General features: G+C 63.1%; 26 protein-coding genes. 16 read left to right on the forward strand and 10 right to left on the reverse strand.

Annotated features, from left to right (window positions below):
• Positions 1–233 precede the first annotated feature (233 nt).
• Together AC1DX4_RS32665 and galE are read right to left on the reverse strand one after the other, a co-directional pair.
• On the reverse strand, positions 234–1,484 hold the full coding sequence (locus AC1DX4_RS32665; RefSeq protein ID WP_477224241.1) for a D-amino acid dehydrogenase: 1,251 nt from the start codon (positions 1,482–1,484) through the stop codon (positions 234–236).
• 104 nt (positions 1,485–1,588) lie between these two features.
• Positions 1,589–2,584 (reverse strand): UDP-glucose 4-epimerase GalE, encoded by a 996-nt coding sequence (gene galE, locus AC1DX4_RS32670; RefSeq protein WP_477224242.1) that lies wholly within the window; start codon positions 2,582–2,584, stop codon positions 1,589–1,591.
• A 266-nt stretch (positions 2,585–2,850) separates the two neighbouring features.
• On the opposite strand from galE, the gene hemA reads away from it, so the two are divergent.
• Positions 2,851–4,128 carry a 5-aminolevulinate synthase gene (hemA, locus tag AC1DX4_RS32675; protein WP_477224243.1) on the forward strand — a complete coding sequence of 426 codons (1,278 nt, stop codon included), beginning with the start codon at positions 2,851–2,853 and terminating at the stop codon, positions 4,126–4,128.
• 68 nt (positions 4,129–4,196) lie between these two features.
• On the opposite strand, the gene AC1DX4_RS32680 is transcribed toward hemA, so the two are convergent.
• Both AC1DX4_RS32680 and mscL read right to left on the reverse strand, forming a co-directional pair.
• Positions 4,197–5,363: a pyridoxal phosphate-dependent aminotransferase gene (locus AC1DX4_RS32680; RefSeq protein ID WP_477224244.1), complete on the reverse strand. Its 1,167-nt coding sequence runs from the start codon at positions 5,361–5,363 to the stop codon at positions 4,197–4,199.
• A 105-nt stretch (positions 5,364–5,468) separates the two neighbouring features.
• Positions 5,469–5,891, reverse strand: a complete 423-nt coding sequence (mscL, locus tag AC1DX4_RS32685; RefSeq protein ID WP_477224245.1) for a large conductance mechanosensitive channel protein MscL — start codon at positions 5,889–5,891, stop codon at positions 5,469–5,471.
• Positions 5,892–6,177: 286 nt separating this feature from the next.
• Between mscL and AC1DX4_RS32690 the strand changes: the two genes are divergently transcribed.
• The 4 genes from AC1DX4_RS32690 to AC1DX4_RS32705 all read left to right on the forward strand — a co-directional run bounded on the left by AC1DX4_RS32690 (position 6,178) and on the right by AC1DX4_RS32705 (position 10,876).
• On the forward strand, positions 6,178–6,480 hold the full coding sequence (locus AC1DX4_RS32690; RefSeq protein WP_477224246.1) for a hypothetical protein: 303 nt from the start codon (positions 6,178–6,180) through the stop codon (positions 6,478–6,480).
• Entirely contained in the window at positions 6,455–6,745 is a 291-nt protein-coding gene (locus tag AC1DX4_RS32695) for a type II toxin-antitoxin system RelE/ParE family toxin (protein ID WP_477224247.1), read from the forward strand. The genes AC1DX4_RS32690 and AC1DX4_RS32695 overlap by 26 nt, the downstream gene beginning before the upstream one ends.
• A gap of 282 nt (positions 6,746–7,027) precedes the next feature.
• Complete coding sequence (locus AC1DX4_RS32700) at positions 7,028–7,339, forward strand: hypothetical protein (RefSeq protein ID WP_477224248.1); 312 nt, start codon at positions 7,028–7,030, stop codon at positions 7,337–7,339.
• 51 nt (positions 7,340–7,390) lie between these two features.
• The gene (locus AC1DX4_RS32705; protein ID WP_477224249.1) at positions 7,391–10,876 is read left to right on the forward strand and encodes a PAS domain-containing hybrid sensor histidine kinase/response regulator; all 3,486 of its coding nucleotides are present in this window, start codon (positions 7,391–7,393) and stop codon (positions 10,874–10,876) included.
• A 34-nt stretch (positions 10,877–10,910) separates the two neighbouring features.
• Here AC1DX4_RS32705 and AC1DX4_RS32710 read toward each other — a convergent pair whose 3' ends face one another.
• Positions 10,911–11,546 carry a TetR/AcrR family transcriptional regulator gene (locus AC1DX4_RS32710; RefSeq protein ID WP_477224276.1) on the reverse strand — a complete coding sequence of 212 codons (636 nt, stop codon included), beginning with the start codon at positions 11,544–11,546 and terminating at the stop codon, positions 10,911–10,913.
• Between the two features lie 94 nt (positions 11,547–11,640).
• On the opposite strand from AC1DX4_RS32710, the gene AC1DX4_RS32715 reads away from it, so the two are divergent.
• A complete protein-coding gene (locus AC1DX4_RS32715) occupies positions 11,641–12,297 on the forward strand; it encodes an O-methyltransferase (protein ID WP_477224250.1) in 657 nt (218 codons plus the stop codon).
• Between the two features lie 141 nt (positions 12,298–12,438).
• Positions 12,439–13,752, forward strand: coding sequence for an MDR family MFS transporter (locus AC1DX4_RS32720; RefSeq protein ID WP_477224251.1), 1,314 nt, complete (start codon positions 12,439–12,441; stop codon positions 13,750–13,752).
• 24 nt (positions 13,753–13,776) lie between these two features.
• Here AC1DX4_RS32720 and AC1DX4_RS32725 read toward each other — a convergent pair whose 3' ends face one another.
• Positions 13,777–14,436 (reverse strand): response regulator transcription factor, encoded by a 660-nt coding sequence (locus AC1DX4_RS32725; RefSeq protein WP_477224252.1) that lies wholly within the window; start codon positions 14,434–14,436, stop codon positions 13,777–13,779.
• Positions 14,437–14,562: 126 nt separating this feature from the next.
• Positions 14,563–14,997 carry a hypothetical protein gene (locus tag AC1DX4_RS32730; protein WP_477224253.1) on the reverse strand — a complete coding sequence of 145 codons (435 nt, stop codon included), beginning with the start codon at positions 14,995–14,997 and terminating at the stop codon, positions 14,563–14,565.
• Positions 14,998–15,104: 107 nt separating this feature from the next.
• Here AC1DX4_RS32730 and AC1DX4_RS32735 point away from each other — a divergent pair, with 107 nt between their 5' ends.
• Positions 15,105–15,455, forward strand: coding sequence for a DUF952 domain-containing protein (locus AC1DX4_RS32735; RefSeq protein WP_477224254.1), 351 nt, complete (start codon positions 15,105–15,107; stop codon positions 15,453–15,455).
• Positions 15,452–16,528, forward strand: a complete 1,077-nt coding sequence (locus tag AC1DX4_RS32740; protein WP_477224255.1) for a quinone-dependent dihydroorotate dehydrogenase — start codon at positions 15,452–15,454, stop codon at positions 16,526–16,528. Before AC1DX4_RS32735 ends, AC1DX4_RS32740 begins: the two co-directional genes overlap by 4 nt.
• A 13-nt stretch (positions 16,529–16,541) precedes the next feature.
• Here AC1DX4_RS32740 and AC1DX4_RS32745 read toward each other — a convergent pair whose 3' ends face one another.
• Positions 16,542–16,955 (reverse strand): hypothetical protein, encoded by a 414-nt coding sequence (locus tag AC1DX4_RS32745; RefSeq protein WP_477224256.1) that lies wholly within the window; start codon positions 16,953–16,955, stop codon positions 16,542–16,544.
• Between the two features lie 185 nt (positions 16,956–17,140).
• Entirely contained in the window at positions 17,141–18,478 is a 1,338-nt protein-coding gene (locus AC1DX4_RS32750) for an MATE family efflux transporter (RefSeq protein ID WP_477224277.1), read from the reverse strand.
• Positions 18,479–18,610: 132 nt separating this feature from the next.
• Here AC1DX4_RS32750 and AC1DX4_RS32755 point away from each other — a divergent pair, with 132 nt between their 5' ends.
• Positions 18,611–19,513 (forward strand): histone deacetylase family protein, encoded by a 903-nt coding sequence (locus tag AC1DX4_RS32755; protein ID WP_477224257.1) that lies wholly within the window; start codon positions 18,611–18,613, stop codon positions 19,511–19,513.
• A 4-nt stretch (positions 19,514–19,517) separates the two neighbouring features.
• Here AC1DX4_RS32755 and AC1DX4_RS32760 read toward each other — a convergent pair whose 3' ends face one another.
• On the reverse strand, positions 19,518–19,781 hold the full coding sequence (locus AC1DX4_RS32760) for a DUF6460 domain-containing protein (protein WP_477224258.1): 264 nt from the start codon (positions 19,779–19,781) through the stop codon (positions 19,518–19,520).
• A 437-nt stretch (positions 19,782–20,218) separates the two neighbouring features.
• On the opposite strand from AC1DX4_RS32760, the gene AC1DX4_RS32765 reads away from it, so the two are divergent.
• The 6 genes from AC1DX4_RS32765 to AC1DX4_RS32790 all read left to right on the forward strand — a co-directional run bounded on the left by AC1DX4_RS32765 (position 20,219) and on the right by AC1DX4_RS32790 (position 25,174).
• Positions 20,219–20,836 carry an outer membrane protein gene (locus AC1DX4_RS32765; RefSeq protein WP_477224259.1) on the forward strand — a complete coding sequence of 206 codons (618 nt, stop codon included), beginning with the start codon at positions 20,219–20,221 and terminating at the stop codon, positions 20,834–20,836.
• A gap of 183 nt (positions 20,837–21,019) precedes the next feature.
• Entirely contained in the window at positions 21,020–21,406 is a 387-nt protein-coding gene (locus tag AC1DX4_RS32770) for a hypothetical protein (protein ID WP_477224260.1), read from the forward strand.
• A 43-nt stretch (positions 21,407–21,449) separates the two neighbouring features.
• The gene (locus tag AC1DX4_RS32775; RefSeq protein WP_477224261.1) at positions 21,450–22,124 is read left to right on the forward strand and encodes a response regulator transcription factor; all 675 of its coding nucleotides are present in this window, start codon (positions 21,450–21,452) and stop codon (positions 22,122–22,124) included.
• Positions 22,121–23,548 (forward strand): sensor histidine kinase, encoded by a 1,428-nt coding sequence (locus AC1DX4_RS32780; protein WP_477224262.1) that lies wholly within the window; start codon positions 22,121–22,123, stop codon positions 23,546–23,548. The genes AC1DX4_RS32775 and AC1DX4_RS32780 overlap by 4 nt, the downstream gene beginning before the upstream one ends.
• 112 nt (positions 23,549–23,660) lie before the next feature.
• Positions 23,661–24,686 (forward strand): glycosyltransferase family 2 protein, encoded by a 1,026-nt coding sequence (locus tag AC1DX4_RS32785; protein WP_477224263.1) that lies wholly within the window; start codon positions 23,661–23,663, stop codon positions 24,684–24,686.
• Positions 24,687–24,727: 41 nt separating this feature from the next.
• Entirely contained in the window at positions 24,728–25,174 is a 447-nt protein-coding gene (locus tag AC1DX4_RS32790) for a GtrA family protein (RefSeq protein WP_477224264.1), read from the forward strand.
• Positions 25,175–25,210 lie beyond the last annotated feature (36 nt).

Consider the following 25,210-nt stretch of genomic DNA (forward strand, 5'->3'; position numbering starts at 1 on the left):
TCGATCGGAGAGGCCGGTAACACTGGTCGTTCATCATTCCGATGGTGAGTGGCAACTGACGTGCGGCGAACATGATCACCCCGCGGACTGCGGAGATTTCGAAGTCGTCGGTTTCGGCCATTTGACCGCAAGACAGGACAATCTGGCACAGATTGGCCAGCTTGAGCGCGGATGGCTTGCTGAATGGGTGCAGGGACAATGGACTCGATGCCAGCACGACGATTAGTGCTCCCTCAGTTGACGTAGACCAATCCCTGCGGGTCGATCTCCGGCTTGCGGCCGGCAACGAGGTCGGCCAGGAATTTGCCCGAGCCGCAGGCCATGGTCCAGCCGACATGGCCGTGGCCGGTGTCGAGATAGAGGTTCTTGTAGCGCGCCTGGCCGATGACCGGCACGGAGTTCGGCATCATCGGCCGCAGGCCGGCCCACAGTACAGCTTTCGTCTCGTCGAAGGCGCCGGGGAACAGATCCTTTCCGGTCCGGAACATGGTGGCGAAATCGCTGGGTTTGTGGGTGCGGTCGAAGCCGGTGAATTCGGCGGTCGAAGCCAGCCGCAGTCGATTGCCAAGGCGCGAATAGGCCATCAGCTGGTCCTCGTCGGCGCCACCCATGGTCGGCCCTTTGCTCTCGTCTTCCAGCGGAATGGTCGCTGTATAGCCCTTCACCGGATAGACAGGCAGGTCGATGCCACACCGGCGGCCGAGCAGGCCGCTTTCCGGCCCCATCGAAATGACCACGGCGTCACCTGTAACCGGCCCGGCCGAGGTCATCACCGCGCGCACGCGGTCGCCGTCGATATCGAGGCCTTCGACCGTGGTGTCGAACAGGAATTTGACGCCAAGCTTTTCGCGCGCATAGGCAGCGAGATTGTCGACGAAGATCCTGGAATCGCCGGTCTGGTCGATCGGCGAATAGACGCCGCCGGCGATCTTTTCCTTCACCCCGGCAAGACCCGGTTCGAGCTCGACCAGCCGGTCGCGGCCGACAATCTCGATCGGCAGGCCATGCTCGGCCAGATAGCGATAATTGTCGGTGCCGGTGTCGAGGCTGTGCTGCGAGCGGAAGAAATAGAGGATGCCTTTCTTGCGCTCGTCATAGTGGATGCCGGTGTCGGCCGAGATTGCGTTGATGCAGTCGCGCGAATAGAGCGCCAGGCGCAGTTTGACCTGGCTGTTGGCGCGCAGCCGCGCCACCGTGCACTGGCGCAGGAAGCGCAGGCTCCAGGCGAGGAAATAGGGATCGAAGCGCAGCCGCACCTTGATGCCGAGATCATGGTTGTAGAGCGCGCGCAAAAAGGTCTTCAGCGCCGCCGGCGAGGCCCAGGCGGTGGCATCGCCCGGCGACACCAGGCCGGCATTTGACTGGCTGGTGCCGCGCGCCGGCGCCGCATGGCGCTCGACCACGGTGACCTCGTGGCCATCGGCAGCCAGATAATAGGCGGCCGCCGTACCGACAACGCCGGCTCCAAGCACCACTATCTTCATGCCATCCCCCCCAAAGCTGTTCGCGGCGCAGCGCCTCCACGCTTGCCGCGAATGCCTTCCATAGCGCGTCGCCGCTTGCCTTGCGAGCCCTTGGGGAACCTGGCTCAGCCGCGCACGGAGTTCTTGCTGGTCAGGATGCGCTCCCAGGCGAGCGCGTCGGCAACGATCTGGTCGAGGTCGTCGCGTTGCGGCGTCCAGCCGAGTTCCGCCCGGGCGAGGTCCGAATTGGCGACCACGGCTGCCGCATCGCCAGGACGCCGGTCGCCCATCTTGACTTCGAAATCATGGCCGAAGGCACGCCGTACGCTGTCGATGACCTCGAGCACGGAATAGCCATGGCTGTAGCCGCAATTGGCGACGAGGCTTTGTCCCCCGGCGCGCAGCCGTTGCAGGGCCAGACGATGCGCCGCCGCAAGGTCGCTGACATGGATGTAATCACGCATGCAGGTACCGTCGGGCGTCGGATAGTCGGTGCCGAACACCTGCATGAACGGGCGCTTGCCGAGCGCAGTCTCGCAGGCGACCTTGATCAGATGGGTGGCGCCGGGCGTCGACTGGCCGGTGCGGCCCCTCGGATCGGCGCCGGCGACGTTGAAATAGCGCAGCGCGGTGTAGCGTATGGGATGCGCTGTCGCCGCGTCGCGCAGCATCCATTCGCTCATCAGCTTGGACAGGCCGTAAGGCGATTCCGGCGACAGGCGGGCATCCTCGCGCACCGGCTCCAGCCCGGCGCCGCCATACACGGCAGCGGTCGAGGAAAAGATGAAATGGGGCACGCCTTCGCGCACCGCGGTTTCAATCAGCGTGCGCGTCTTCGAGGTGTTGTTCTCGTAATAGGCGAGCGGGTCGGCGACCGATTCCGGGACCACGATGGAGCCGGCGAAATGGATGATGGCGTCGACATGATTGTCCCGGATGATCGATCCGACCAATTCCTTGTCGGCGACATCGCCGACGACGAGCTTTGCCTCCGGTGCCACCGCCCATTCGAAACCGGTGGAAAGCCGGTCGAGAACGACCACGCTTTCGCCGGCATCCAGCAATTCCCAGACCATGTGGCTGCCGATATAGCCGGCACCGCCTGTCACCAAAACCGTCATCCGCATCCTCGCATCTCAAGATTTATCGGAAACTGTCTCAAACACCGCTCTACTGGAAAGCCTGCCGCATGGCCATTAGAACCCTTGGTAACCGGCGTTCACCAAATGTGGCATCGTGCTGAAACAAAGTTGATCCACATCAAGGGAATAGGCCACGATCCGTGGTCGTTAGGAACAGGTTCGGGGCGTGGCATTTTGACCAAAACGGCCCGGTGGACGACCAATAGGGCAATGATTATGATCCCGCGCAAAATTGGGAAGCCGACATGAACTACCAGCGGTTCTTCGAAGAAGCGATCGATCAGCTCCACGCGGAGCGTCGCTATCGTGTCTTCGCCGACCTTGAGCGTATCGCAGGCAAGTTTCCGCGCGCCATATGGCGTTCGAATGGCCGTGCCGAGGAAATCACCGTCTGGTGCTCCAACGACTATCTCGGCATGGGCCAGCACCCCGATGTCATCGCCGCCTTCCAGGAAGCGGCCGGCAAGATGGGTTCGGGCGCCGGCGGCACCCGTAACATTTCCGGCACTTCCAACCCGCTGGTCGAGCTCGAGCATGAGCTTGCCGACCTGCACGGCAAGGACGCGGCACTGGTCTTCACCTCCGGCTTCGTCTCCAACGAAGCGTCGATTTCGACCATTGCGCGGCTTTTGCCGAACTGCCTGATCATCTCGGATGAACTGAACCACGCTTCGATGATCGAGGGCGTGCGGCGCTCGGGCGCCGAGAAGAAGATTTTCCGCCACAATGACGTCGCGCATCTGGAAAGCCTGCTGCAGGCGGCAGGGCGCGAGCGCGCCAAGCTGATCGTCTTCGAAAGCGTCTATTCGATGGACGGCGACATCGCGCCGATCAGAGAGATCGTCGAACTCGCCGAGCGCTACAACGCCATGACCTATATCGACGAGGTCCATGCCGTCGGCATGTACGGGCCGCGCGGCGGCGGCATCACCGAGCGCGAGGGCCTGGCAGACCGCATCGACATCATCGAAGGCACGCTCGCCAAGGCGTTCGGGACGCTGGGCGGCTACATCACCGGCACCAGCGCTGTCATCGACGCGGTGCGCTCCTATGCGCCGGGCTTCATCTTCACCACGGCATTGCCGCCGGCGATCGCCGCCGCGGCCACGACATCGATCCGCCATCTCAAGCGCTCGCAGGCCGAGCGCGACGCGCAGCAGCAGCAGGCGAGCCGAACCAAGCAGATCCTGTCGGCGGCCGGCCTGCCGGTGATGGAGTCGCCAACCCATATCGTGCCGGTGCTGGTCGGCGATCCGGAACTCTGCAAGATGGCCAGCGATCGCCTGCTTGGCGTGCACGGCATCTACATCCAGCCGATCAACTACCCGACCGTGCCGCGCGGCACCGAGCGGCTGCGCATCACGCCGACGCCGTTCCATTCCGACACGCTGATCGCGGGACTGCAGGACGCACTGGTCGAGACCTGGGATGCGCTGGGCATTCCCTACGGCTCCGCCGGCCGGCCCACTGTCGCCAAAAGCGATCGGATCGTTCCGCTGCTGGTGCCCAAGTCAGGCGGCTGAAGCCGGATTGAAACTCTACTCCGGCGGCCATCTGGCTCGCCGGAGTAGTTTTTGGATTCGTTAGCGGCTCAAACAGTCTTCATCCACTTTGCCAGCCGGTGTGCGGCTTCCTCGACCTGGTCGAGGCGGCGGTGGAAGCACAGCCTGAGGAAGGCTTCGCCGCCGGGACCGAAGGCTGTGCCCGGCGCCAGGCCGACATTGGCCTTGTCGACGATGTCGAAGGCGGCCGTGCGGGAATCGACGATGCCGTCGACGGTGAAAAACAGGTAGAAGGCGCCTTGCGGCACGGTAAACCTCGCGCGGCCGGTGGCGCCAAGAATGCCGCAGACCAGGTCGCGCGCCTTCCTCGCCCGCTCCACTTGTTCGGCAACGAAGCCATCGCCCTCGTCAAGGGCTGCGATCGCGCCGCGCTGCATGAACTGGGCGACGCCAGAATTCGAATACTGGATCAGGTTCTCGAACACCTGCTGCAGGGACGGATGCGTCTTGATCCAGCCGACACGCCAGCCGGTCATCGACCAGTTCTTGGAAAAGGAGTTGACGAACAGGATGCGATCTTCCGCCGTGGCGATGTCGAGGAAGGACGGCGCGCGCCCATGGCCATAGTGGAACCGCGAATAGATCTCGTCCGCGATGATCCAGACGTTCCTGGCGCGCGCGAGATCGAGGATCGCCTGCAAGGTCTCGTGATCGGCGGTCCAGCCGGTCGGGTTGGACGGCGTGTTGATGAACAGCGCCTTTGTGCGCGGCGTGATCGCCGCGGCGATCTTCTCGACGTCGCAGGACCAGCCATTGCCGGAATGGTCGAGCGTGACCGCTACCGGAACGGCTCCCGACAGGGCCGCGGCGGCATCGAAATTCGGCCAGGCCGGCGACAGATAGATCACTTCGTCGCCGGCACCGGCAAGAGCGGTCAGCGACATCTGGATGGCATGCATGCCCGACCCGGTGACGATGAACTGTTCCTCCGGGAAGGTCTTGCCGAAATGCCTGGCGTAGTAGCGTGACAGCGCCTGCCTCAGATCGGGAATGCCCCGCTGCCAGGTGTAGAACGTCTCGCCACCGGCCAGCGCCTTCGAGGCGGCATCGGTGATGAAGGCGGGCGTCGGCAGGTCGCCCTCGCCGGCCCAGAGCGGAATCAGACCCTCGCGAAGGCGGCCGTAATTGACGACGGCGACAATGCCGCTTTCCGGTGCGGCACGCGCTTCAGCGCGAAAGCTGTCGATCAGGCTCATGGATAAATCCGTTTCCTCTCAGTTTTGTCGCTCTTTACCAGATGCGAGAACAGAAAACCCCGGCCGCGAACGACCGGGGTTTTGGTCCAGCAATCGTTGGCCGAATTATCGCTTGGCGAGCAGATCGCGGATTTCAGTGAGCAATGCGACATCTGCGGGGGGCGGTGCTGCTGGCGCAGCAGGCTTCTCGCGCTCAAGCTTCCTACGCAGATTGTTCACGGCCTTGACCATCAGGAAGATGATGAAGGCAAGGATGACGAAATTCAGCACCACCGTAATGAAGCTGCCATAGGCAAAGACGGCACCCTCTTTCTTGGCCTCGGCCAGCGAGGCCGAATGGACGTTCGAGGACAATCCGAAGAAGTAATTGTTAAAGTCCAGGCCGCCGAAGATCGCGCCGACGATGGGCATGATGATGTCGTTGACAAGGGAATCGACGATCTTGCCGAAGGCCGCGCCGATGATGACGCCGACGGCCAAGTCCATCACATTGCCCTTGGAAATGAATTCCTGGAATTCTTTCAGCATTCGACCCTCCTTGTCATGACCGGCCGTGCTGCCGTTCCGTCCTTACGGCATCGACCCGGGAGCAACATAACAAAAACCTGAGGTTGCAACATGGGCAAAAAGGAGAAAACAACCGCTTTCTCCTTCCGTCGCGGCACCTGGGGCGGCAGTGTCGTTATGCTGACGCCTTTGCCGAACTTGACGCGTAACGTGCAAGGAACGTGAAATTTCATATCCCCACGATGCAAATCGAGACAGATACGGCCGATGGTCGTTCACTACGGCCAGCTCAGCTTGAATGCTCAGTATGAGCGGGAAAAGCTCATCGAGCGAACCAAGGAACGGCAAAGCCAACATTGAATTTCTGGAAATCATAGGCGTTTTCGCCTATAGTATGCTCATGAACATTCTCGAAACCATCAGCATTGACGTTTACCCGTGGGCGGCTCCGACAAAGGAGCAACGCGCGTGGTTTGACGCGCTTTCGCCCGATGAGAAGCGCAAAGCGATTCTGGCGGCCATCGACGAAGGCTTTGAGAGCCCCGGCAGCGAAAAGTCGATCGACGACATCATTCGGGAAGCGCGTGCCGAACTCCCGCATGCGCCATAGGATAACGCATCGCGCCGAACGCGATCTCAAAGACATTTACCGCTACACCTTCGAAAACTTCGGCCACACTCAGGCCGAAAAATACCTGCGTGAACTCGACGCGGTGTTTGAGTTGCTCGGCGACTATCCGAGCATGGGCCGGTTCTATGAAGGCAGGACCCATCAGTTCGTCCACGGCAGGCACATCATCCTCTACCGAATGGGTTTGGAGGAGATCGTCATTGGCCGTATTTTTCACGGCGCTCAGCGGCGATCTTCATCATAACAATATCGACGCGCCGATCTGATAACCGTCCTACACAGTTCGGCGTCGTGGAGGGAGCGGATGCGCCAAATCGATCTGCGTTCCGAAATACACCGCAAGGTCATTCCGCCCCATGGCCGATTGACGTGGGGCTGGCATTCAAACGAGAGCAATTGCCCATCCGCCGGCGGTCGAACCGGTGCTCGCGCGCTCCGGCGACGATAAGGGCGAGATACCAGTCGGAAGGAACGAGCGTGAGATCGGGCTTCTCCGCCAGGTAAACGGTAGAGTCTCTTTGGAATCATGCCGTCGCACTGGAAACTCATCCTTTCTGTAGTAGCCATTTCCGAGTCCCTCCGCCTCATCCAGATCGCCGCGTTCATGCACGGCAACCTCGAAAAGTACGCCCGGCTGCCTGATCCTCTTTCTCGCAGGGACCAAGTGCCCTTTGCCCGATCCGTCGAAGCTGGGCTTCGAAAACGTAAGGCGATGGCCTTCGGCGAAGGCAACACATACGGGCACAGTGCTTTTGCACCGCGCCTTGGCGGCCTGTCTGAATGCCGTGGCCGCGATCATGCTGCCAAAGCCGCAATGGACTCGGGGCTCAAGCTGTGATTGCGTTCAGACAAGCCGGATAAAAAGACGGCAAAGGAGGAAATTCCAGGCGTGCAGGGCTTGTTCATCGTCATCATTGCGATCGCCTATGTGACGCTGCTGTTCGCCATCGCCAGCCTGGGCGACCGCCGCTCGGCGATTTCAGGGCCGAGCCGGGCGCGGCCTTTCATCTACGCGCTCAGCCTTGCCATCTACTGCACCTCGTGGACCTTCTTCGGCTCGGTTGGCCTGTCCTCCGAACGCGGCCTCGAATTCCTCGGCATCTATACCGGCCCGGTGCTGGTGTTCGTGTTCGGCTTTCCCTTGCTCAACCGCATCGTGCGGCTGGCCAAGACCGAGAAGATCACTTCCATCGCCGACTTCCTCGGCGCGCGCTACGGCAAGAGCTTTACCGTCGCCGCCATCGCCACGCTGATCGCCACCATCGGCGCGGTGCCCTATATCGCCCTGCAACTGAAGGCGATCTCCGGTTCGGTCAGCCTGATGGTCGAGCATTATACGGGATCGCCGCCCTCCTTCGATCCGTTCGTCAGCGATATCTCGCTGGTCGTCGCCATGCTGCTGGCGCTGTTTGCGGTGCTGTTCGGGACCCGCCATGCCGACGCCACCGAACACCAAGACGGGCTGGTGCTGGCGGTGGCGGTCGAAACTGTGGTCAAGCTCGCCGCCTTTCTGGCGATCGGCCTGATGGTCACTTTCCTGATCTTTGGCGGCCCCCGCGACATGTTCGCCAAGCTGGCGCAGAATACCCAGGTCCGGCAGGCGATGGGCTACAACACCTCGCTCGCCACCTGGCTGGTGCTGACCGGCCTCAGCGGCTGTGCCATCATCATGCTGCCGCGGCAGTTCTACGTCACCATCGTCGAGAACCGTGGTGAGGCCGAACTGCGCACCGCGACCTGGGTGTTTCCACTCTACCTCGTGGCGATCAACCTGTTCGTGCTGCCGATCGCGTTTGCCGGCCTGTCGCTGGTCGGCACCGGCACCAGCAGCGATCTCTACGTGCTGTCACTGCCTCTGTTCAGCGGCCATGATGTGCTCGCCATGGCCGCCTTCATCGGCGGGCTGTCGGCGGCAACGGCCATGGTGATCGTCGAAAGCGTGGCGCTGTCGATCATGATTTCCAACGACCTCGTCATTCCGCTGTTCGTGCGCCGCCTGCTCAAGACCTCGACCTCGGAGAGTGAGGACTGGTCGACGCTCATCCTCAATGTGCGGCGCGGGGCGATCTTCATCCTGTTGTTTATCGCCTTCCTCTACTACCGCGAGAGCACCAACAGCGCGCGCCTATCATCGATCGGCCTGATGTCCTTCGCGGCGATCGCGCAGTTCGCGCCGGCGCTGGTCGGCGGGCTGATCTGGCGCGGCGCCAATGGCCGGGGGGCAGCGCTCGGCATGGTCGCCGGCATCATCGTCTGGGGCTATACGCTGCTATTGCCGTCACTTGTCGCGCCCGATACCGATATCCTCTTGCACGGGCTGTTCGGCTTCGAGGCGTTGCGACCGCAGGCGCTGTTCGGCACGGTGGCCGAACCACTGAACCACGGCGTGTTGTGGAGCCTGTCGATCAACACGCTGTTTTTCGTCCTTGGCTCGCTGTCGCGCGCGTCGGTGCCGCTGGAACGCATCCAGGCGTCGATCTTCGTGCCAAGGGATGCCGGCCCGATGCCGAGCCTGCGCCGCTTCCGCACCGCCATCACCGTCAACGACCTCAAGGACACGATCGGGCGCTACCTCGGCGTCGAGCGCACCGAGCGCTCGTTCCAGTCGTTCGAGAAGACCAACGGCACCACGCTGCTCGGCAAGGAGCAGGCGAGCATGGACGTCATCCGCTTCTCCGAGCAGCTTTTGGCGAGTGCCGTCGGTTCCTCCTCGGCGCGGCTGATCCTGTCGCTGCTGTTTCGGCGCCATGACCGCGAATCCCGGGATGCCTTCCGCCTGCTCGACGACGCCACCGAGGCGCTGCAGCACAATCGCGACCTCCTGCAGATCGCGCTCGACCAGATGGAGCAAGGCATCACCGTCTTCGATCGCGATTTCCGCCTGATCTGCTGGAACCGCCAGTACCGGGCGCTGTTCGACCTGCCCGACGAGATGGGCCAGGTCGGTGTCTCGCTCGACCAGATCCTGCGCCATCTCGCCGAGCGCGGCGACATCCCCGCCGATCAGCGCGTGACGATGCTCAACCGGCTGACCAGCTTCGTCAGCCCCTGGCAGATGGAGCTGAAGACCAGCGGCCGCATCCTGGAGCTGCGCTCCAACCCGATGCCGGATGGCGGCATCGTCGCCACCTATGCCGACATTTCCGGGCGCGTCGAGCAGGATCTGGCGCTGAAGCGGGCCAATGAATCGCTGGAGCAGCGGGTCAAGACCCGCACCATCGAGTTGACCCGGGTTAATGAGGAGCTGGCGCAGGCGCAGATGCTGGCCGAGGAGGCCAATCTCGGCAAGACGCGCTTCCTCGCCGCCGCCGGCCACGACATCCTGCAGCCGCTGAACGCCGCCCGGCTCTATTGCTCGTCGCTGATCGAGAAGGCCGGCAAGGGTCCAGCCGGCAGGGCCGCGGTCAACATCGAATCCTCGCTGGAATCGGTCGAGACCATTTTGGGCGCCGTGCTCGATATCTCGCGCCTCGACGCCGGTGCGATGAAGCCGGACGATACCGCCTTCAACCTCGACGGATTGCTGCGCCAGATCGGCAATGATTTTCGGCCAATGGCAGCCGAAAAGAAGCTCGGGCTGACCATCATGGCCTCGTCGCTCACCGTGATGACCGACCGCAACTTGTTGCGCCGCCTGATCCAGAATCTGGTCTCCAACGCGATTAAGTACACCCGCCGGGGCCGCATCCTGGTGGGCGTGCGGCGGCGCGGCGAACTGGCGGAAATCCAGGTGATCGACACCGGCATCGGCATCGCCGGCGACAAGCTGAACACCGTCTTCCATGAGTTCACCCGGCTGGATGAAGGCGTGCGCGAAGCCGAGGGCCTCGGTCTCGGCCTGTCCATCGTCGACCGCATCGCTCGCGTGCTCAGGCTCGAAATCCGCATCTTCTCCAATCCTGGCAAAGGCACCCGCTTCTCGGTCATCCTGCCGGTGGCGGCGGTGGCGGTACCGCGGCGCGAGACCGAGAAAACACCAGCACGCGCGGCTTCTTCGCTTGCCGGGCTGACCGTGCTTTGCATCGACAACGACGCGCGTATCCTCGACGGCATGCGGTTGCTGCTCGAAGGCTGGGGGTGCAGCGTCGACACCGCCTCGGGGTCAGGGGATCTTTTGCGGCCCGGCGCACGCCGGCCCGACATCGTGCTTGCCGACTATCACCTCGACGGCGCCACCGGGCTCGATGCGATCAGGACTCTGCGCGCAGCCTACGGCCAGGACTTAGCTTGCGTGCTGGTGACCGCCGACCGTTCCAACGAGGTGCGCGCAGCAGCAAGCGAACTCGACGTCCCGGTGATCAACAAGCCGCTGAAACCGGCGGTGCTGCGCTCGATGATGGCCAGGGTCAGGCCGCTGGCCTCGGCGGCGGAGTGATGCCAAAGAGGCGGGCCGGACAGCGCCGGCGACCTCAGCCGCTGTGGCCCAGACTTTCGAGGTAAGCGCAGAACATGTCGGCCATTGCGTCGGCATAGGTTTCGATCTCGACCGGTGTTCGCGGACTTCCCGAAAAGTCCTTTCCCACCGCGCTGAGTGTGGTGATGATCAGCTCGCCCGCCAAGGTACGGACGGCGTCTGAAGCCTCAGGCAAAGCCTCCCGCATAAATGTCTGGACAGTTCGCTCTCCCGAGACTCTGGCCTCGTGCGCCTCTGGCGCGTCGCGGTAGAGAGGGGCGGCGTCATTGAGCGCGACACGCACCGCAGCCTCTTCGCACTCCGAGCGGATGAAGGCGTGGACAAGGCGACGCAGCCGTTCGAGCGGCGGGCGTTGGTCGTCCTCGAGTATGGTGCGCAGCAGGCCACCCGTCTGCCGCCATTCATCGCTCTGCAGCCGGAACAGGAGTGCCGCCTTGTTGGGGAAATATTGGTAGAGCGAGCCGACGCTGACGCCCGCCTTTTCCGCGACGCGCGTGGTGGTGAAACGCTGTGCGCCTTCGCTCGCCAAAACCTGAACAGCAGCCTCCAAAATCGCCGCGACAAGGTCCGTGGCACGTGCCTGTTTGGGCTGTTTTCGTGAGGAAATCGAAGGACTTGAGCATCCTGTCATGTCTCGGCTCGGCAATGCGAATTGGAAACCTGAAGGATTATTCGTATTTTTCAGCGCAACACAAGAACGCAGTCCTTTTCGACCGGAGACTTTCATGATGACGCTGACCAACGCACCGCTGGCACCCCTGCTTGAGCGCCTGTTCAAGGAAGCCAATGCCACTACCAGTCCGGCCGTGGCTGCGCTTTCGCACGACGAGCGGGCGCGCCTGCTCAACAGCAAGACCGAATATGTCGATTTCTACGGGCGGCTGAAGGACCTCTGGCTGGCGATCTCGCCGGAGACCGGGACGCTGCTCTACATGCTGACGCGCAGCAGCGGCGCGCGTGTCATTGTCGAATTCGGCACCTCGTTCGGCATCTCGACGCTCTATCTTGCCGCGGCACTCAGGGACAATGGCGGTGGCCGCCTGATCACCACCGAATTCGAACCATCCAAGGTGATGCGGGCCAAGGCCAATCTGACCGAGGGCGGCCTTATCGACCTGGTGGAGATCCGTGAGGGCGACGCGCTTGAGACGCTGAGCGCCGACCTGCCCGAAACGATCGACCTGCTACTGCTCGACGGCGCCAAGGCGATCTATCCGGAGATCCTCAGCCTGGTCGAGAGCCGCTTGAGGCCAGGCGCACTGATCATTGCCGACAACGCCGATTTCTCTCCCGAATATCTGCAACGGGTGCGCTCGCCGGCATCGGGCTACATGTCCACGCCGTTTGGCGAGGACGTCGAACTGTCCGTGCGGCTCGGCTGAAGCCGGTCCCATCGCCGCATGGGATTCAACCACGCGGCTCAACCTCCATGTCGCTCCAGGGCGACCGTAGGCGTTTACGTCAACCAACGCGCAATCTTCCGGCCGTCGACGACAGTCGGGCCTCCATGCGCAGGTGACGTCATGATCAAAACACTCTTTTCCTCCTGGCGCGCTGCCCCGCGCCCAGCCCTGTTGGGGCTTCTGCTCTTCTTCTGTGCCGGTTTCGCCGATGGCGCATTGATGCCTTTCTTTCCGCTCTGGGCGAGCAGCGAGGCCGGCATTCCTGTCGGCGCGATCGGCCTGCTGTTCGGCTGCTATGCCGGCGGCGAACTTCTGGCGGCGCCACTGATCGGCGGCATCGCCGACCGCGTCGGCCGGCGGCCGGTGGTGATCGCCTCGTCGCTCGGCGTCGGGGCCGGCTTCCTGGCCCTGTTCTTCGTGCATGGTGTCGTCATTACCGCGATCGTGCTGCTGTTGACCGGCATGTGCGAGTCGGTGCTTCACCCGACGATCCTCACCGCGATCGCCGATGTGACCGCGCCATCCGCCCATCCCCGCTGGTTCAGCCTGGCGCGCGTGAGTTCAAGCGCGGGGCAGATTCTCGGACCGGCCTGCGGCGCCCTGTTGGCGCTCGTGTCGCTGCGCAGCGTGTTTCTTGCCGGCGGTACCATGCTTGTGCTGGGCGGGATCGTGATGCTCTTCGCCCTCAACGAGACGATCGGCATCGGCCGCGCCACCGGCGACGATCGCCATGACGGCGAGGCCGATGAAGAGGAAGAAGGCCTGTCCGCGCTGCTGCCGGCCTTTCGCGACGGCCGGTTGGCGAGGCTGCTGCTCTGGGTCGTGCTGTTCGAGGTCGCCGGCAACTGGATCGAGGCGGTGATCCCGCTTTATGCGCATGATGCCGGGACCCTGACACCGTCAGGCGTCGGCGCGCTGTTCGCCTACGCCGCCGCGCTGACGGTCGGCCTGCAGATGCTGGTCAGCCGCATGGTCGAGGCACGGTCCGCTCTGTGGCTGACGGTCGGTGCGGGCATTGCGACGATACTCGCCTTTGCGCTGCTGGCCGCCTCGCCTGCGATGCTGATGCTGATCGGCGCGGTCAGCCTGTGCTCGATCGCGCAGATGCTGGTCGGACCGCTGGTGCCGACCGCCGTCAATGCGCTGGCGCCACCCGCACGACGCGCCTCCTACATGGCGGCTTCGTCGGTGGCGGTCGACCTCAAGGACTCGCTGGGGCCCTCGATCGGCACGGCGCTTTACGCGCTGGCACCGCGCCTGCCCTGGATCGCTGGCATTCCGCTAGTGGCGATCGCATCGCTCGGCCTTGGCGCCGCGATCGGCCGGGCGCAGTTGCCCGGAAGCGAATCCAATCAGGATCGGAGTGCGGGTGCGGAAGCAATCGACTCCGAGGAGGTGCCCGCAGCCTGGTCGCCAAATCCGGCAGCTGAATAGCGGTGAGCGCCGGGATTCCGGCGCTCAGTGCGCTGGCTGCAACGGATCACTGCCGATCTTGGACAAAAGAATCACCGCCTGGGTGCGGCTGTCGACGCCGAGCTTCTGCAGGACGGCCGAAACATGCGCCTTGATGGTGGCCTCGGAGACGCCGAGCTCATAGGCGATCTGCTTGTTGAGCAGGCCTTCGGCCAGCATGCCGAGCACGCGGGTCTGCTGCGGCGTCAGCGCCTGCAGCCTTTTGATCAGGTCCGATATTTCGGGATCGCGTTCGACGCCGAGATCGACACCGACGGGCGCGGCGATGTCGCCGGCGAGCACCGATTGCACGGCGTTGCGGATTTCCTCCATGCTCGCCGATTTGGAGATAAAGCCGGAGGCGCCAAGATCGAGCGCACGCCTGATGGTCACCGGATCGTCATGCGCCGACACCACGATAAGCGGCACCGCCGGATGGATGCCGCGCAGCGAGATCAGGCCGGAGAGGCCGCTGGCGCCTGGCATCGACAGGTCGAGCAGCACCAGATCGACATCCTCATTGGCCACGACCAGCGCCTTGGCGCTTTCGAAATCGCCGGCCTCGTGGATGGCGGCGACATTGCCGATGCCGGCAAGCGCCTCACGCAGAGCACCGCGAAACAGCGGATGATCGTCGGCGATGACGAAAGAATAGCCTGACGGCAAATGTCCCTCCCCGAATCCCGTCGATGATTTTTAAGCTTTTCGGGACCAGTCGGACGATTATGAGAGGCTGCGCGCTGTTTTCAAGCGGCAAAACCAGCGCGCCGCGTTTTCCCTTGTCTACAGCGCTCAGGTCTTCTGCGAATTCAGCTGGGCGCCGCCGCCATTGTCCTTGTCCATATCCTTGACGATGCCCATGAAGCCCTTCAGGAAGCGCTCCATGTAGCTCATCGTCTTGTTGAAATCCTCCTCGCTCGGCAGCTTCGATTCCAGCCGGGCGGAGAGCGAATTCTCCAGTTTGGTGACGCGTTCGTCCATTGCCTTCATCGAGGTTTGCAGGCGGTCGATTTCGTCCTGAAAAGCGGCGCGTTCGTCGGCTGCCACCTTGCAGACGAGCTGACCGGAACGTTCCTCGCAGATCGACATCGCGCCGGTCTGCGTGTCCATGCGGACATAGCCGTTGGCGGATTTTTCCAGCCGGTAGCGGTCGGTTTCTTCCGAATAGGCTGACACCGCGACCAGTGAAACGAGCGCGGCGGGGATCAAGATGTGTTGCAGACGCATGTTGTCCTCCATGGCCAAGGCCTGAAATATCGCATGTTTGCGCCGGAAATGGGGAAGACCCTTGGCGTGGCCTTTCCCGCGTGGCTGGTTCGGACTATAGCGCAACCATGTCTCAGTTTATCTACAAGATAACCCCGCAAGCGCCTTGGCGCGAGGCCGAAGCCAGTGGCCGCTTCACCGGCGCGCCGATCGACGTCGCCGACGGCTTCATCCATTTCTCCACGGCAGCGCAGGTCCGGGAAACCGCGGCAAAGCATTTTTCCGGCCAGAGCGACCTTCTGCTGGTCGCCATCGACGGCGCCAGCCTGGGCGACGCCCTGAAATACGAGGTTTCGCGCGGCGGCGCACTGTTTCCGCATCTTTACGGCGTGCTGGAGCTGAAATCCGTCACATGGGTGCGACCGCTGCCGCTCGGCGCCGATGGCACGCACCTCTTCCCGGCACTGGAGGCCGAATGAGTCTGTTCGACCGGCTTGGCCAAAAACTGCTGTTCACATTCGATCCGGAAACCGCGCATGGCATGTCGATCGCGGCGCTGCGCTGCGGCCTGCCGGTCGGCGCGCGGACGGTGCGCGACACCAGGCTGAAGGTCAGCCTTTGCGGCCTCGATTTCCCCAACCCGCTCGGCATGGCGGCCGGCTACGACAAGAACGCCGAGGTGCCGGACGCGCTGCTTGGCCTCGGCTTCGGCTTTGCCGAGGTCGGCACGGTCACGCCGCTTCCGCAGGCCGGCAATCCGAAGCCGCGCATCTTCCGGCTGACGGCGGATGAAGCGGTGATCAACCGGCTGGGCTTCAACAATGAAGGCCATGCGGCGGCCGAAAAACGCCTCGCCGTACGCAAGGGGCGCGCTGGCATCGTCGGCGTCAACATCGGCGCCAACAAGGACAGTGCTGATCGCATCGGCGACTATGAGCGCGGCGTCACCCGCCTTGCATCCTATGCCAGCTATCTGACGGTCAACATCTCCTCGCCCAACACGCCCGGCCTGCGCAACATGCAGGCGCGCGAGCAGCTCGGCGAGCTTTTGTCACGGGTCATGGCCGCGCGTGCATCAGCCGCGGCCGAGCCGCCGGTCTTCCTCAAGATCGCGCCGGATCTAGTGGAGGCCGAGTTGCAAGACATCGCCGCCGAGGTCGTTGAAAAACGGATCGACGGCGTCATCGTCTCCAATACCACCATTTCGCGGCCCCCATTGTGCAGCGGCGACGCGGCGCGCGAAACCGGCGGGCTTTCGGGAAAACCGCTGTTCGACCGCTCGACCATCGTGCTGGCGAAGATGCGCAAGCTGCTCGGGCCGGATATCGCCATCATCGGCGTCGGCGGCGTCGATTCCACAGAAACGGCGCTGGAGAAGATCCGCGCGGGTGCCGATCTGGTGCAGCTTTACACAAGTATGATCTATGCCGGACCGGCCCTGCCAGGCCGCATTGTCGCAGGGATGGCGCGATTTGTCGAAACGGAGCGGCTGAAGTCAATTCGCGAACTGCGCGATAGTGGCGTTGATCGATGGGCTGCCAAGCCGCTCTAGCAACCGCCTGATATCAACGGAGTTGTGTGATCCGCGCCCGATCCAAGGCTTCCAGTCGATAAATATCAAGAAGATCGACCATATCCTCGATTGATAGTGGCCAAATATTCGGCAAAATTCGCTCAGTTGGCATCTGAGGCTTACCAGTCCCGGCTTTGGCTTCCAGCCTGTAGCCGATGATTTGCGCGCGGTGCTGTTTGCGGACATAAAAGCCTTGGACATCCCGCCATGCGATTTTCCTCGGCACTCGAACACGGCCACCGTCCAGTGTAAAACCAGTTTCGTCGAGCACCAAGACATGCGGGCGAACAAGAAACCGAGCGAGAATCAGTGAATAGTACCCGAATACCGCTATGGCGAGCCATCCTCCGCCTATCTGCTTGAATGCAGAGAACGATTCTGGGTCCGTCACTGGAATTCGGACCATAAGAATTCCTGCACAAACAAAAGCAATGCCAGGGAGCATATTGAGGAAGTATTTTCTTCTTGATCCCCTTATGACCCTTGGCCTGATTGGTTCAAACCTGTTTCCCATTGCCGCCCCGGCATTCTGTCTACCCCGACGACTGGAAGAGTAGCGCGCTCCAAAGCTGCTATCCATGCTGGCGCAAATCAAAATGCCGTGCGCACCCGCAGCTGCAGAATGGCCAACAGGCTGAAGCCGCGCGCCAGCAGGAAAACGTGCAGCGCCGCCCACAGGCCGTGATTGCCGAAGGCCGGCGCCAGCGTCAGCAACGCGACAGCGAAGACCAGGAACGACAGCAGCATCATGTTGCGCATGTCGCGTGACCAGGTGGCGCCGATGAAGACGCCGTCCATCTGGAACGCCAGCACGCCGCTCAGCGCGGTGAATGCCGCCCAGGGCAAATAGATGTCGGCCACCGAGCGCACCTCCTGCGATGTCGTGACGACGGCGACCAGATTGGCGCCGGCCAAGAGCAGCACCAGGGTTGCGGCGCCAGCCAGCCCGAAACCCCAGAACAGGGTCAGCCGCACCGCCTGCCGGAAGGCCTGCTCGGCACGCGCGCCGACGGCACGGCCCGCGAGTTGTTCGGCGGCGGTGGCAAAACCGTCGAGGAAATAGCCGGCGACGAGGAAGAAGTTCATCAACACCGCATTGGCGGCGAGCGTCACCGTGCCGAACTGCGCGCCCTGGCGGGTGAACAGCGCGAAGGCGGCGAGCAGCGAAAACGAGCGGATCATGATGTCGCGGTTGAGCGACAGCATGCGAAGGAAGGCGCTCATGTCGAGCAGGCGATGGCGCGGCAAGGATGGGGTCGAGCGGAAGCGCAGCACGACGATGGCGAGACCCAGCAGCATGGCCAGGAATTCGCCCGTCACGGTCGCCCAGGCGACGCCGGCAACGCCCCAGCCGAGCTTCAGGCCAAGCAGGAAGCAGAGCGCGATGTTGATGCCGTTGAGCACCAGCTGCAGCACAAGTCCAAGCCCGCCCTCGCCGCGCCCCAGTACATAGCCGAGGATCGCGTAGTTGATCAGCGAGAAGGGTGCGGCAAGCAGCCTGATCCTGATGTAGATGCCCATTGCCTCGCTGACACGCGGTTCGGCGCCCATGAACCACTGGCCACCGACGGCGATCAGGGGTGAAAGCGCCGCCAGGACAATGCCGGCAATGACCGCGATCAGCACGGCGCGCCAGAACACCGCTTGTTCCTCGAGCGCATCACCACGGCCGAAAGCCTGGGCGACGAGACCGGTGGTGCCGGAGCGCAGGAAGTTGAAGCTGGTGAAGACGACGTCAAAGATCAACGCGCCCGCCGCCAGGCCGCCAAGCAGTGCCGCGTCGCCAAAGTGCCCGATCACCGCCGTGTCGACAAGGCCGAGCATCGGCGTCGTCAGATAGGCGAGCGTCATCGGCACCGCTATGGCGAGCACGGAACGGTTGGTGACGACGAAAGGTCTCGCGTCGGCTGGGATTGCACCCTTGTCCAAGGGATTGCTGCCTTGCTGATTGCGGCTTGATCGAAGAGCCGATGTGCCCCATTTTCCGGCCACCGCGCAATCATTCTTGCCGCGATGGCCAACCGAAATCCCGGTCTGGCGCGAGTCCGCCGGATCCCGTTCATGCCCCTGCATATCGTCCACCACCCCGACTACGACGCCGGCTTTGCCACCAACCACCGCTTCCCGATGAGCAAGTATCCGTTGCTGATGGAGGCCTTGCGCGCACGCGGCCTGGCCAGGCCCGGGGCGCTCAACACAGCGGAACCCGCGCCGGCGTCATGGCTGAAGCTTGCCCATGCGGCCGACTATGTCGATCAGGTCATCGGCTGTTGCGTGCCGGAAAAAATCGAACGCGAGATCGGCTTTCCGGTCGGCCCTCGCGTTTCGCTGCGCGCGCAGCTTGCCGCCGGCGGCACGATACTGGCGGCGCGCCTTGCCTTGCGCCACGGCATTGCCTGCAACACCGCCGGCGGCAGCCATCATGCGCGGCGCGCGCAAGGTGCCGGCTTTTGCACCTTCAACGACGTCGCCGTCGCCTCGCTGGTGCTGCTCGCCGAGAGTGCCGCACAAAACATCCTGGTCGTCGATCTCGACGTGCATCAGGGCGACGGCACTGCGGACATTCTGAGCGAGGAGCCACGCGTGTTCACCTTCTCCATGCATGGCGACCGCAACTACCCCGTGCGCAAGATCGCCTCCGACCTCGACATCGCGCTGCCCGACGGCACGGGCGATGCCGCCTATCTCGAGAGGCTGGCCGCCATCCTGCCGGAACTGTCGGCCCGGGCGCATTGGGACATCGTTTTCTACAATGCGGGCGTCGACGTCCATGCCGAGGACCGGCTTGGCAGGCTGGCGCTTTCCAACGATGGCCTGCGCGCCCGCGATACGATGGTGATCGATCGTTTCCGCGCGATCGGCATTCCCGTCTGCGGCGTCATCGGCGGCGGCTATTCCACGGATGTGCCGACACTTGCCGCGCGGCACGCCATCCTGTTCGAGGTCGCCTCAAGCTACGCCTAAAAGGTCATTTCCGGTAGTTGGCGATCCTGAGCAGGATGAAGGCCGGCACGACGATCGCGGCACCCAGCAGGATGTAACCGAGGAAGCGGTCGATGGCGTGGAAGCCCAGATTCCACAGGTCGATGAAGAACCTCTGGATGCTGTAGAACACATCCATCGGCGACCAGCCGAAGGCATTCATGACAAGGCCGACGAGGAACGACACCACCAGCAGCTTCAGGATCACCCTGAATGGCGAGTCGCCGAGAAAGCGCGTCAGTGCGGACAAGGCCGTCTCCCGATTGAGATGCCCGGACTCATGGGCACGATCCAGAGATACGTGCTTGGCGGCAAACCATCAAGCCGGCACGGTCTGTCCGTGGAATGCACAGAGTTCGAGACTCCGGGCTTGCGAAGGTTCGCAATTCTTAAATATCGGTAAACAAGATCATTTTAATTTATTGAAAATAAAGCACAAAATCGTCATTCTCGAATTTTGCGCAATGTGCGTGCAATTTTCACCTGCAAGACAGTCGGCGTCTTTCAGGTGACTGGTTGCCCGGCGCTCCGACCCTCCTACCACAGCTGGCGAACGCCAGTTTCAGGACCGTGCAACCATCCCTGAAAGACACCAAATCGGAGCCCGACCGCCCCAACGGTCAGGCTCCCCGGGAATTAACCTGCGTACCGATTTGCCGGATGCGCGTTTGTGTTGGAGTAATGCTCGTGTCCTCTCAAGCAAAGATCGTCCTGACGGCGGCTGTCCTTGGCATCTGCCTTCTCGGGCCGGCGATGGCCGCCGACCTTTCACCGACCTACAATGATCCCCCCGCCTTCCAGTGGAGCGGCGCCTATGTCGGCGTCCATGGCGGCACGGCGTTCACAAGGATGCCCAATCCGTTCGCCGATCGAAATGGCTTCAGCGGCGGCGTTCAGGCCGGCTACAACCAGCAGATGGGTCCGGCGGTCCTCGGCGCCGAGATCGAAGGCTCCTATCTGGGCGGCGCAGAACATGACGTCCATGGTGGCAAGATCAAGGAGAAATGGCGTGGTGCCGCCAAGGCCAAGGCAGGCGTGAGCTTCGACCAGACGCTGCTGTTTGGAACCGGCGGCGTTGCGCTGACCAAATTCGACAAGGGCGACAATGTCACCAGCGCGGATGGATGGAAGGTGGGCTATCTGCTGGGCGCCGGCATCGAGCAGGGCTTTGCCGGCGGACTGTCCGCCAAGGTCGAGTACGACTATGTCCGCACCCCTGGCGTCGAGACGACATCGGCCCTTGGCACGTCCAAGACGACGATCGGCAGCCATGAGCTGAAGGCCGGCATCAACTACCGGTTCTAGAGCAGGTCGATCGGATTGCGCGATGCCCGCCGGCATCGCGCAATCCTGCGTTCCGGCAATACCCGAGGCGGCGGTCGGCTTTTTCCGTAACGGACCCAGTTCCCGCGGCTCTTCGCAATGTCGATGCAATCTTCGCGATCTAGGTCCCGCACGTGAATTTTCATGACGGGAATCTGCTCCGATATGTCCAGATATGGCGCCGGCCTCCTCATACGGGGCGCGAAGATAGTGTTCGTCGCGCTCGCGCTCGGGGGCTGTGCCTCCGACATCATGAAGAACTATGTCGGACAGCCGGTCGAATCGGTCATTCTGGATTACGGCCCGCCAACCGCTGTCGTCGATCTCGGCCAGGGCGAACGCGCCTATCAGTGGCGCAAGGTATCGACGTCGGCGGTTCCCGGGACATCGAGCGGCGAGGTTCGCCATACAAAACACGGAACCGTCTATGAAGAGACCGAGACGCCCGGCTATATCGAGCGTCAGGAATGCTTCTACACATTCTACGCCCGCGCTTCCGGCAGCCGCTGGTTCATCACCAATTTCCGCCAGCCGAAGCTGGAATGCGAATGAATTGCCGCGGCCGCAGACCGGCTGCGGATAAAGGAGAATATTCATGCGCGTCCTGTTGATCGAGGACGAACCGGAAATGGCCTCCGTGCTGAAGGCCGCTCTCGAGCGTCTGGACATCATCGTCGACCATGCCGCGACATTGGCCGATGCCGAGGCGATGGCCCGCCTGGGCTATCACGACGCGGTGGTGCTGGACCGCCGGCTGCCGGATGGCGACGGCCTCAGCCTCATACCGCGCCTGCGTGCCTTGCACCTGGATGTGCCTGTCATCGCGCTGACGGCGATGAGCGGGTTGGACGACCGTGTCGCCGGGCTCGATGCCGGCGCCGACGATTATATGGTCAAGCCCTTCGCCACGGTGGAACTCGTCGCGCGACTTCATGCCTTGCACCGGCGCTCGTTCACATCGCGCGCCAACCAGACGATGGTCGGCCGCCTCACCTATGATTTCCGCCACCGCGAGGCGCTGGTCGAGGAACAGGCGCTCGATCTGCCGCGGCGCGAAAGGCTGGTGCTCGAAACGCTGATCCGCAGGCCGGGGCGGACCATCATGCGCAGCGCGCTGGAGGAAGCCGTCTACGCACTGGACGACGAGATCGGCTCCAATGCGCTCGATGCGCATATTTCGCGGCTGCGCCGCAAGCTCGACGATGTCGCCGCCGGCATCGAGATCCGGGCGATCCGCAACCTTGGCTACCTCTTGCGGGCGGCCTCGTGAAGAAGGTCCGCACACGCTCGCTGCAATGGATCCTCGTCCGGCGGCTGATCCTGCTGCAGGCGGCGACGCTGCTGATCTTCATCGTGCTTTGCGCGGCGGCACTTTGGATCGCCAATCCGCGCCTTTTGATCGACAACGAGGCGGCCGTTGCCGCCATCAAGGAAGCGGTTGGCCGTGACGGCAACGGCAGACTGATCGTCCATGAGACCGAGGGGCTTGCCAGCTTTCGCGAGGGCTTCCCCAACGTCTGGTACATTGTTCGTGACGGCAACGGCCAGAGCGTGCGCTTCGGTAATGTGCCTGACGTCTACGCCAGGAATTTTGGCGACTTGCTGGGCGAGGCCGATCACGCCACCATCGGATTTTCCGAAGATGATTTGAGGCCGGAGGCCTATCTCGAAAAAGCCGCGACCAGGGCCGGCACGGTACAAATCATCGCCGGGACGCGGTCGTCGCGAGAAACCGAGGGCCTTGAGCTCAGCATTTCGGCTACTGTCGACGTCGCCAGGAATCCCGACGGCAGCAGGAACTGGGAGAAGGCACTCCCCGCGCTTGCGGTCATCATCCTCATCCTGTTGTTGCCGATCGTCCTGGTCATGGGAACCACGACCCTGGTGACGACTCCGGCGGTGGTGCGCCGCTCCTTCGCCGGCCTTGTCGAAACGGTCCGCCAGGCGGCGCGTATCGACATCGGCACCCGCGCCATGCAATTGCCGGTCAAGCAGGTGCCCCAGGAAATCGCGCCGCTGGTGCATGCCTTCAACGAGGCGCTCGCCCGCCTCGCCCAGGGTTACGACCGCCACAATCGCTTCCTCACCGACGCGGCGCATGAATTGCGCACGCCGATCGCCATCCTGCGCACACGCGCGGAACTGCTGAAGCAGGAGCCGCAGAGCGTGCGCCTGCTGCATGACATCGAGCGTCTGTCGCATCTTGCCCAGCAACTGCTCGACCATCAGTTGCTCGACCGGCCGTCGGACCAGCGCCAGATCATCGATCTCGACGATCTCGCCAGCCGGGTCGCCGCCGATTTCGCCCCATTGGCCATCGAGGCCGGTTACGACCTCGCCTTCGAGCCTGCACCCGGCAAGGCCCAGGTGGAGGTCAATGTCCTGCAGATCGAGCGCGCGCTCGCCAACCTCGTGCGCAACGCAATCGAGCATGGCGGCGGCAGCGGCACGATCACGATCGCCATCGACGGGGCCGGCGGCGTCGAGGTGCGCGACGAAGGCCCGGGCATTCCCGCTGAAGAGCATGAGAATGTCTTCGAGCCCTTTTACCGCTTGCTGCCGCAGTCGCGCGGGGCGGGGCTGGGACTGAACCTCGCCCGACAGATCGCGCTGCTGCATGACGGAACGATCCGCATCCTGACGGGCTCATGGCGCGGCGCCCGCATCCGCATGGAGCTGCCGGTGCGTTCGTGACAGTGCCCGGCCCACGGCGTCGGCCGGCCGATGACGCCGCGTCGATCCCTGGCTTATCTGTTTTCTAACCAATTGCCGCTATTGCCATTCCAGGAGCGGGAGCCAGGCTTTGGTGGGAACGGGAAAAATCGGCGCGCACCGCGCAATCGCCCTGTCGGTCGTGGTGCCATGCTATAATGAGCGCGACGGCGTGGCCGAGCTTCACCGACGCGTCAGCGCCGTGTGCCTCGAGCAAAGCCCTTCCTACGAGATCGTCCTTGTCATCGACGGAGCGACCGACGGCACCCGCGAGGCTATCTTCGAACTGGCCGAAAAGGACGACCATGTCGTCGCCATCGACCTTGCCCGCAATTACGGCCACCAGATCGCCTTAAGCGCGGGGCTGGAGTTCTGCCGCGGCGAGCGCATTCTCATTCTTGACGCCGACCTCCAGGACCCGCCCGAACTGCTTGGTGCGATGATGGCGAAGATGGATGAAGGTTTCGATGTCGTCTACGGCCAGAGGGTGAAGCGCGACGGCGAAAGCTGGTTCAAGCGGGCTTCCGCCTCGATGTTCTACCGCTTGCTCGGCCGGATGGTCGATGTCGAGATCGCACCGGACTCCGGAGACTTCCGGCTGATGAGCCGCCGTGCGCTCGACCATCTGAACGCGATGCCCGAGCGCTACAGGTTCATTCGCGGCATGGTGAGCTGGATCGGGCTCAGGCAGGTCGCCTTCCCCTATGAAAGGCACCGGCGCTTTGCCGGCACCACCCACTACCCGCTGAAGAAGATGGTTCTTCTGGCGGTCGACGCGATGACCAGCTTTTCGATCGTGCCGTTGCGGTTTGCCTCGCTGCTGGGGATGATGTTCGGCCTGCTCGGACTGGTCGTGCTCGGCTATACGCTGTTCGAATGGTCCAGGGGCAACGTGGTTCCCGGCTGGACGAGCCTTGCCGCGATCATGCTGATCATGGGCAGTGTCCAGCTTCTGGTGCTTGGCATCTTCGGCGAGTATCTCGGCCGCATGTACATGGAGACGAAGCGGCGGCCGCTCTATTTCGTCAACGAGATCGTTGCGCGCGACCGGCCAGCCAAGGACAGCGACCTGCCCGTCCATCGCCTGCAGGAGATGGCGAAAAGAGCCGCGCGTGGCTGAGGCAAAGGTCGACCAGATGCAACGGGAACGGCGTGGGCAGGATGCGGTCGGCTCTTCCGTCTGATGTCTCGCGGATGCTGCGCTTCGGCGCCGTCGGGCTTCTCAACACGGCGCTTGGCTATACGCTGGTCCTGGCCGGGTTGGCGGTGGGCCTCGGCGACATCGTTTCCAATGCGGCTGGCTATGCCGGGGGCCTTACGCTTGGCTTCTTCCTCAATCGCCAATGGACGTTCGGACGTGCCGGCGGCTTTCGCCCCGGCGCGGTCACTCGATACGCGATCACCTTCGTCGTCGCCTATGGCGCCAATCTGGGCGTCGTGATCGCCGCCATGTCTGCCGGCTTCATCGAGAACCCGTTTGTCCATCTGGCGGGAAACTGCCTCTACTCGGTCATTTTCTATCTCGGCTCGTCCCGTTTCGTCTTCGTCGGCGGCGCGGATGATGCTGTGGCCGCAACGAACGCGAAATGGCCCGGAGCGGTAACATGAACCAGGCCGCTGCAATCGCGACGGCGACGCCGTCGC

The sequence above is a fragment of the Mesorhizobium sp. P3_A8 genome, assembly GCF_056402995.1.

Coding starts and splice junctions, on each gene's coding strand:
- AC1DX4_RS32665 (WP_477224241.1), bottom strand. CDS start 1,484: ATGAAGATAGTGGTGCTTGGAGCCGGCGTTGTCGGTACGGCGGCCGCC.
- galE (WP_477224242.1), bottom strand. CDS start 2,584: ATGACGGTTTTGGTGACAGGCGGTGCCGGCTATATCGGCAGCCACATG.
- hemA (WP_477224243.1), top strand. CDS start 2,851: ATGAACTACCAGCGGTTCTTCGAAGAAGCGATCGATCAGCTCCACGCG.
- AC1DX4_RS32680 (WP_477224244.1), bottom strand. CDS start 5,363: ATGAGCCTGATCGACAGCTTTCGCGCTGAAGCGCGTGCCGCACCGGAA.
- mscL (WP_477224245.1), bottom strand. CDS start 5,891: ATGCTGAAAGAATTCCAGGAATTCATTTCCAAGGGCAATGTGATGGAC.
- AC1DX4_RS32690 (WP_477224246.1), top strand. CDS start 6,178: ATGAGCGGGAAAAGCTCATCGAGCGAACCAAGGAACGGCAAAGCCAAC.
- AC1DX4_RS32700 (WP_477224248.1), top strand. CDS start 7,028: ATGCCGTCGCACTGGAAACTCATCCTTTCTGTAGTAGCCATTTCCGAG.
- AC1DX4_RS32710 (WP_477224276.1), bottom strand. CDS start 11,546: ATGACAGGATGCTCAAGTCCTTCGATTTCCTCACGAAAACAGCCCAAA.
- AC1DX4_RS32715 (WP_477224250.1), top strand. CDS start 11,641: ATGATGACGCTGACCAACGCACCGCTGGCACCCCTGCTTGAGCGCCTG.
- AC1DX4_RS32720 (WP_477224251.1), top strand. CDS start 12,439: ATGATCAAAACACTCTTTTCCTCCTGGCGCGCTGCCCCGCGCCCAGCC.
- AC1DX4_RS32730 (WP_477224253.1), bottom strand. CDS start 14,997: ATGCGTCTGCAACACATCTTGATCCCCGCCGCGCTCGTTTCACTGGTC.
- AC1DX4_RS32735 (WP_477224254.1), top strand. CDS start 15,105: ATGTCTCAGTTTATCTACAAGATAACCCCGCAAGCGCCTTGGCGCGAG.
- AC1DX4_RS32740 (WP_477224255.1), top strand. CDS start 15,452: ATGAGTCTGTTCGACCGGCTTGGCCAAAAACTGCTGTTCACATTCGAT.
- AC1DX4_RS32745 (WP_477224256.1), bottom strand. CDS start 16,955: ATGGTCCGAATTCCAGTGACGGACCCAGAATCGTTCTCTGCATTCAAG.
- AC1DX4_RS32755 (WP_477224257.1), top strand. CDS start 18,611: ATGCCCCTGCATATCGTCCACCACCCCGACTACGACGCCGGCTTTGCC.
- AC1DX4_RS32770 (WP_477224260.1), top strand. CDS start 21,020: ATGTCCAGATATGGCGCCGGCCTCCTCATACGGGGCGCGAAGATAGTG.
- AC1DX4_RS32775 (WP_477224261.1), top strand. CDS start 21,450: ATGCGCGTCCTGTTGATCGAGGACGAACCGGAAATGGCCTCCGTGCTG.
- AC1DX4_RS32790 (WP_477224264.1), top strand. CDS start 24,728: ATGCGGTCGGCTCTTCCGTCTGATGTCTCGCGGATGCTGCGCTTCGGC.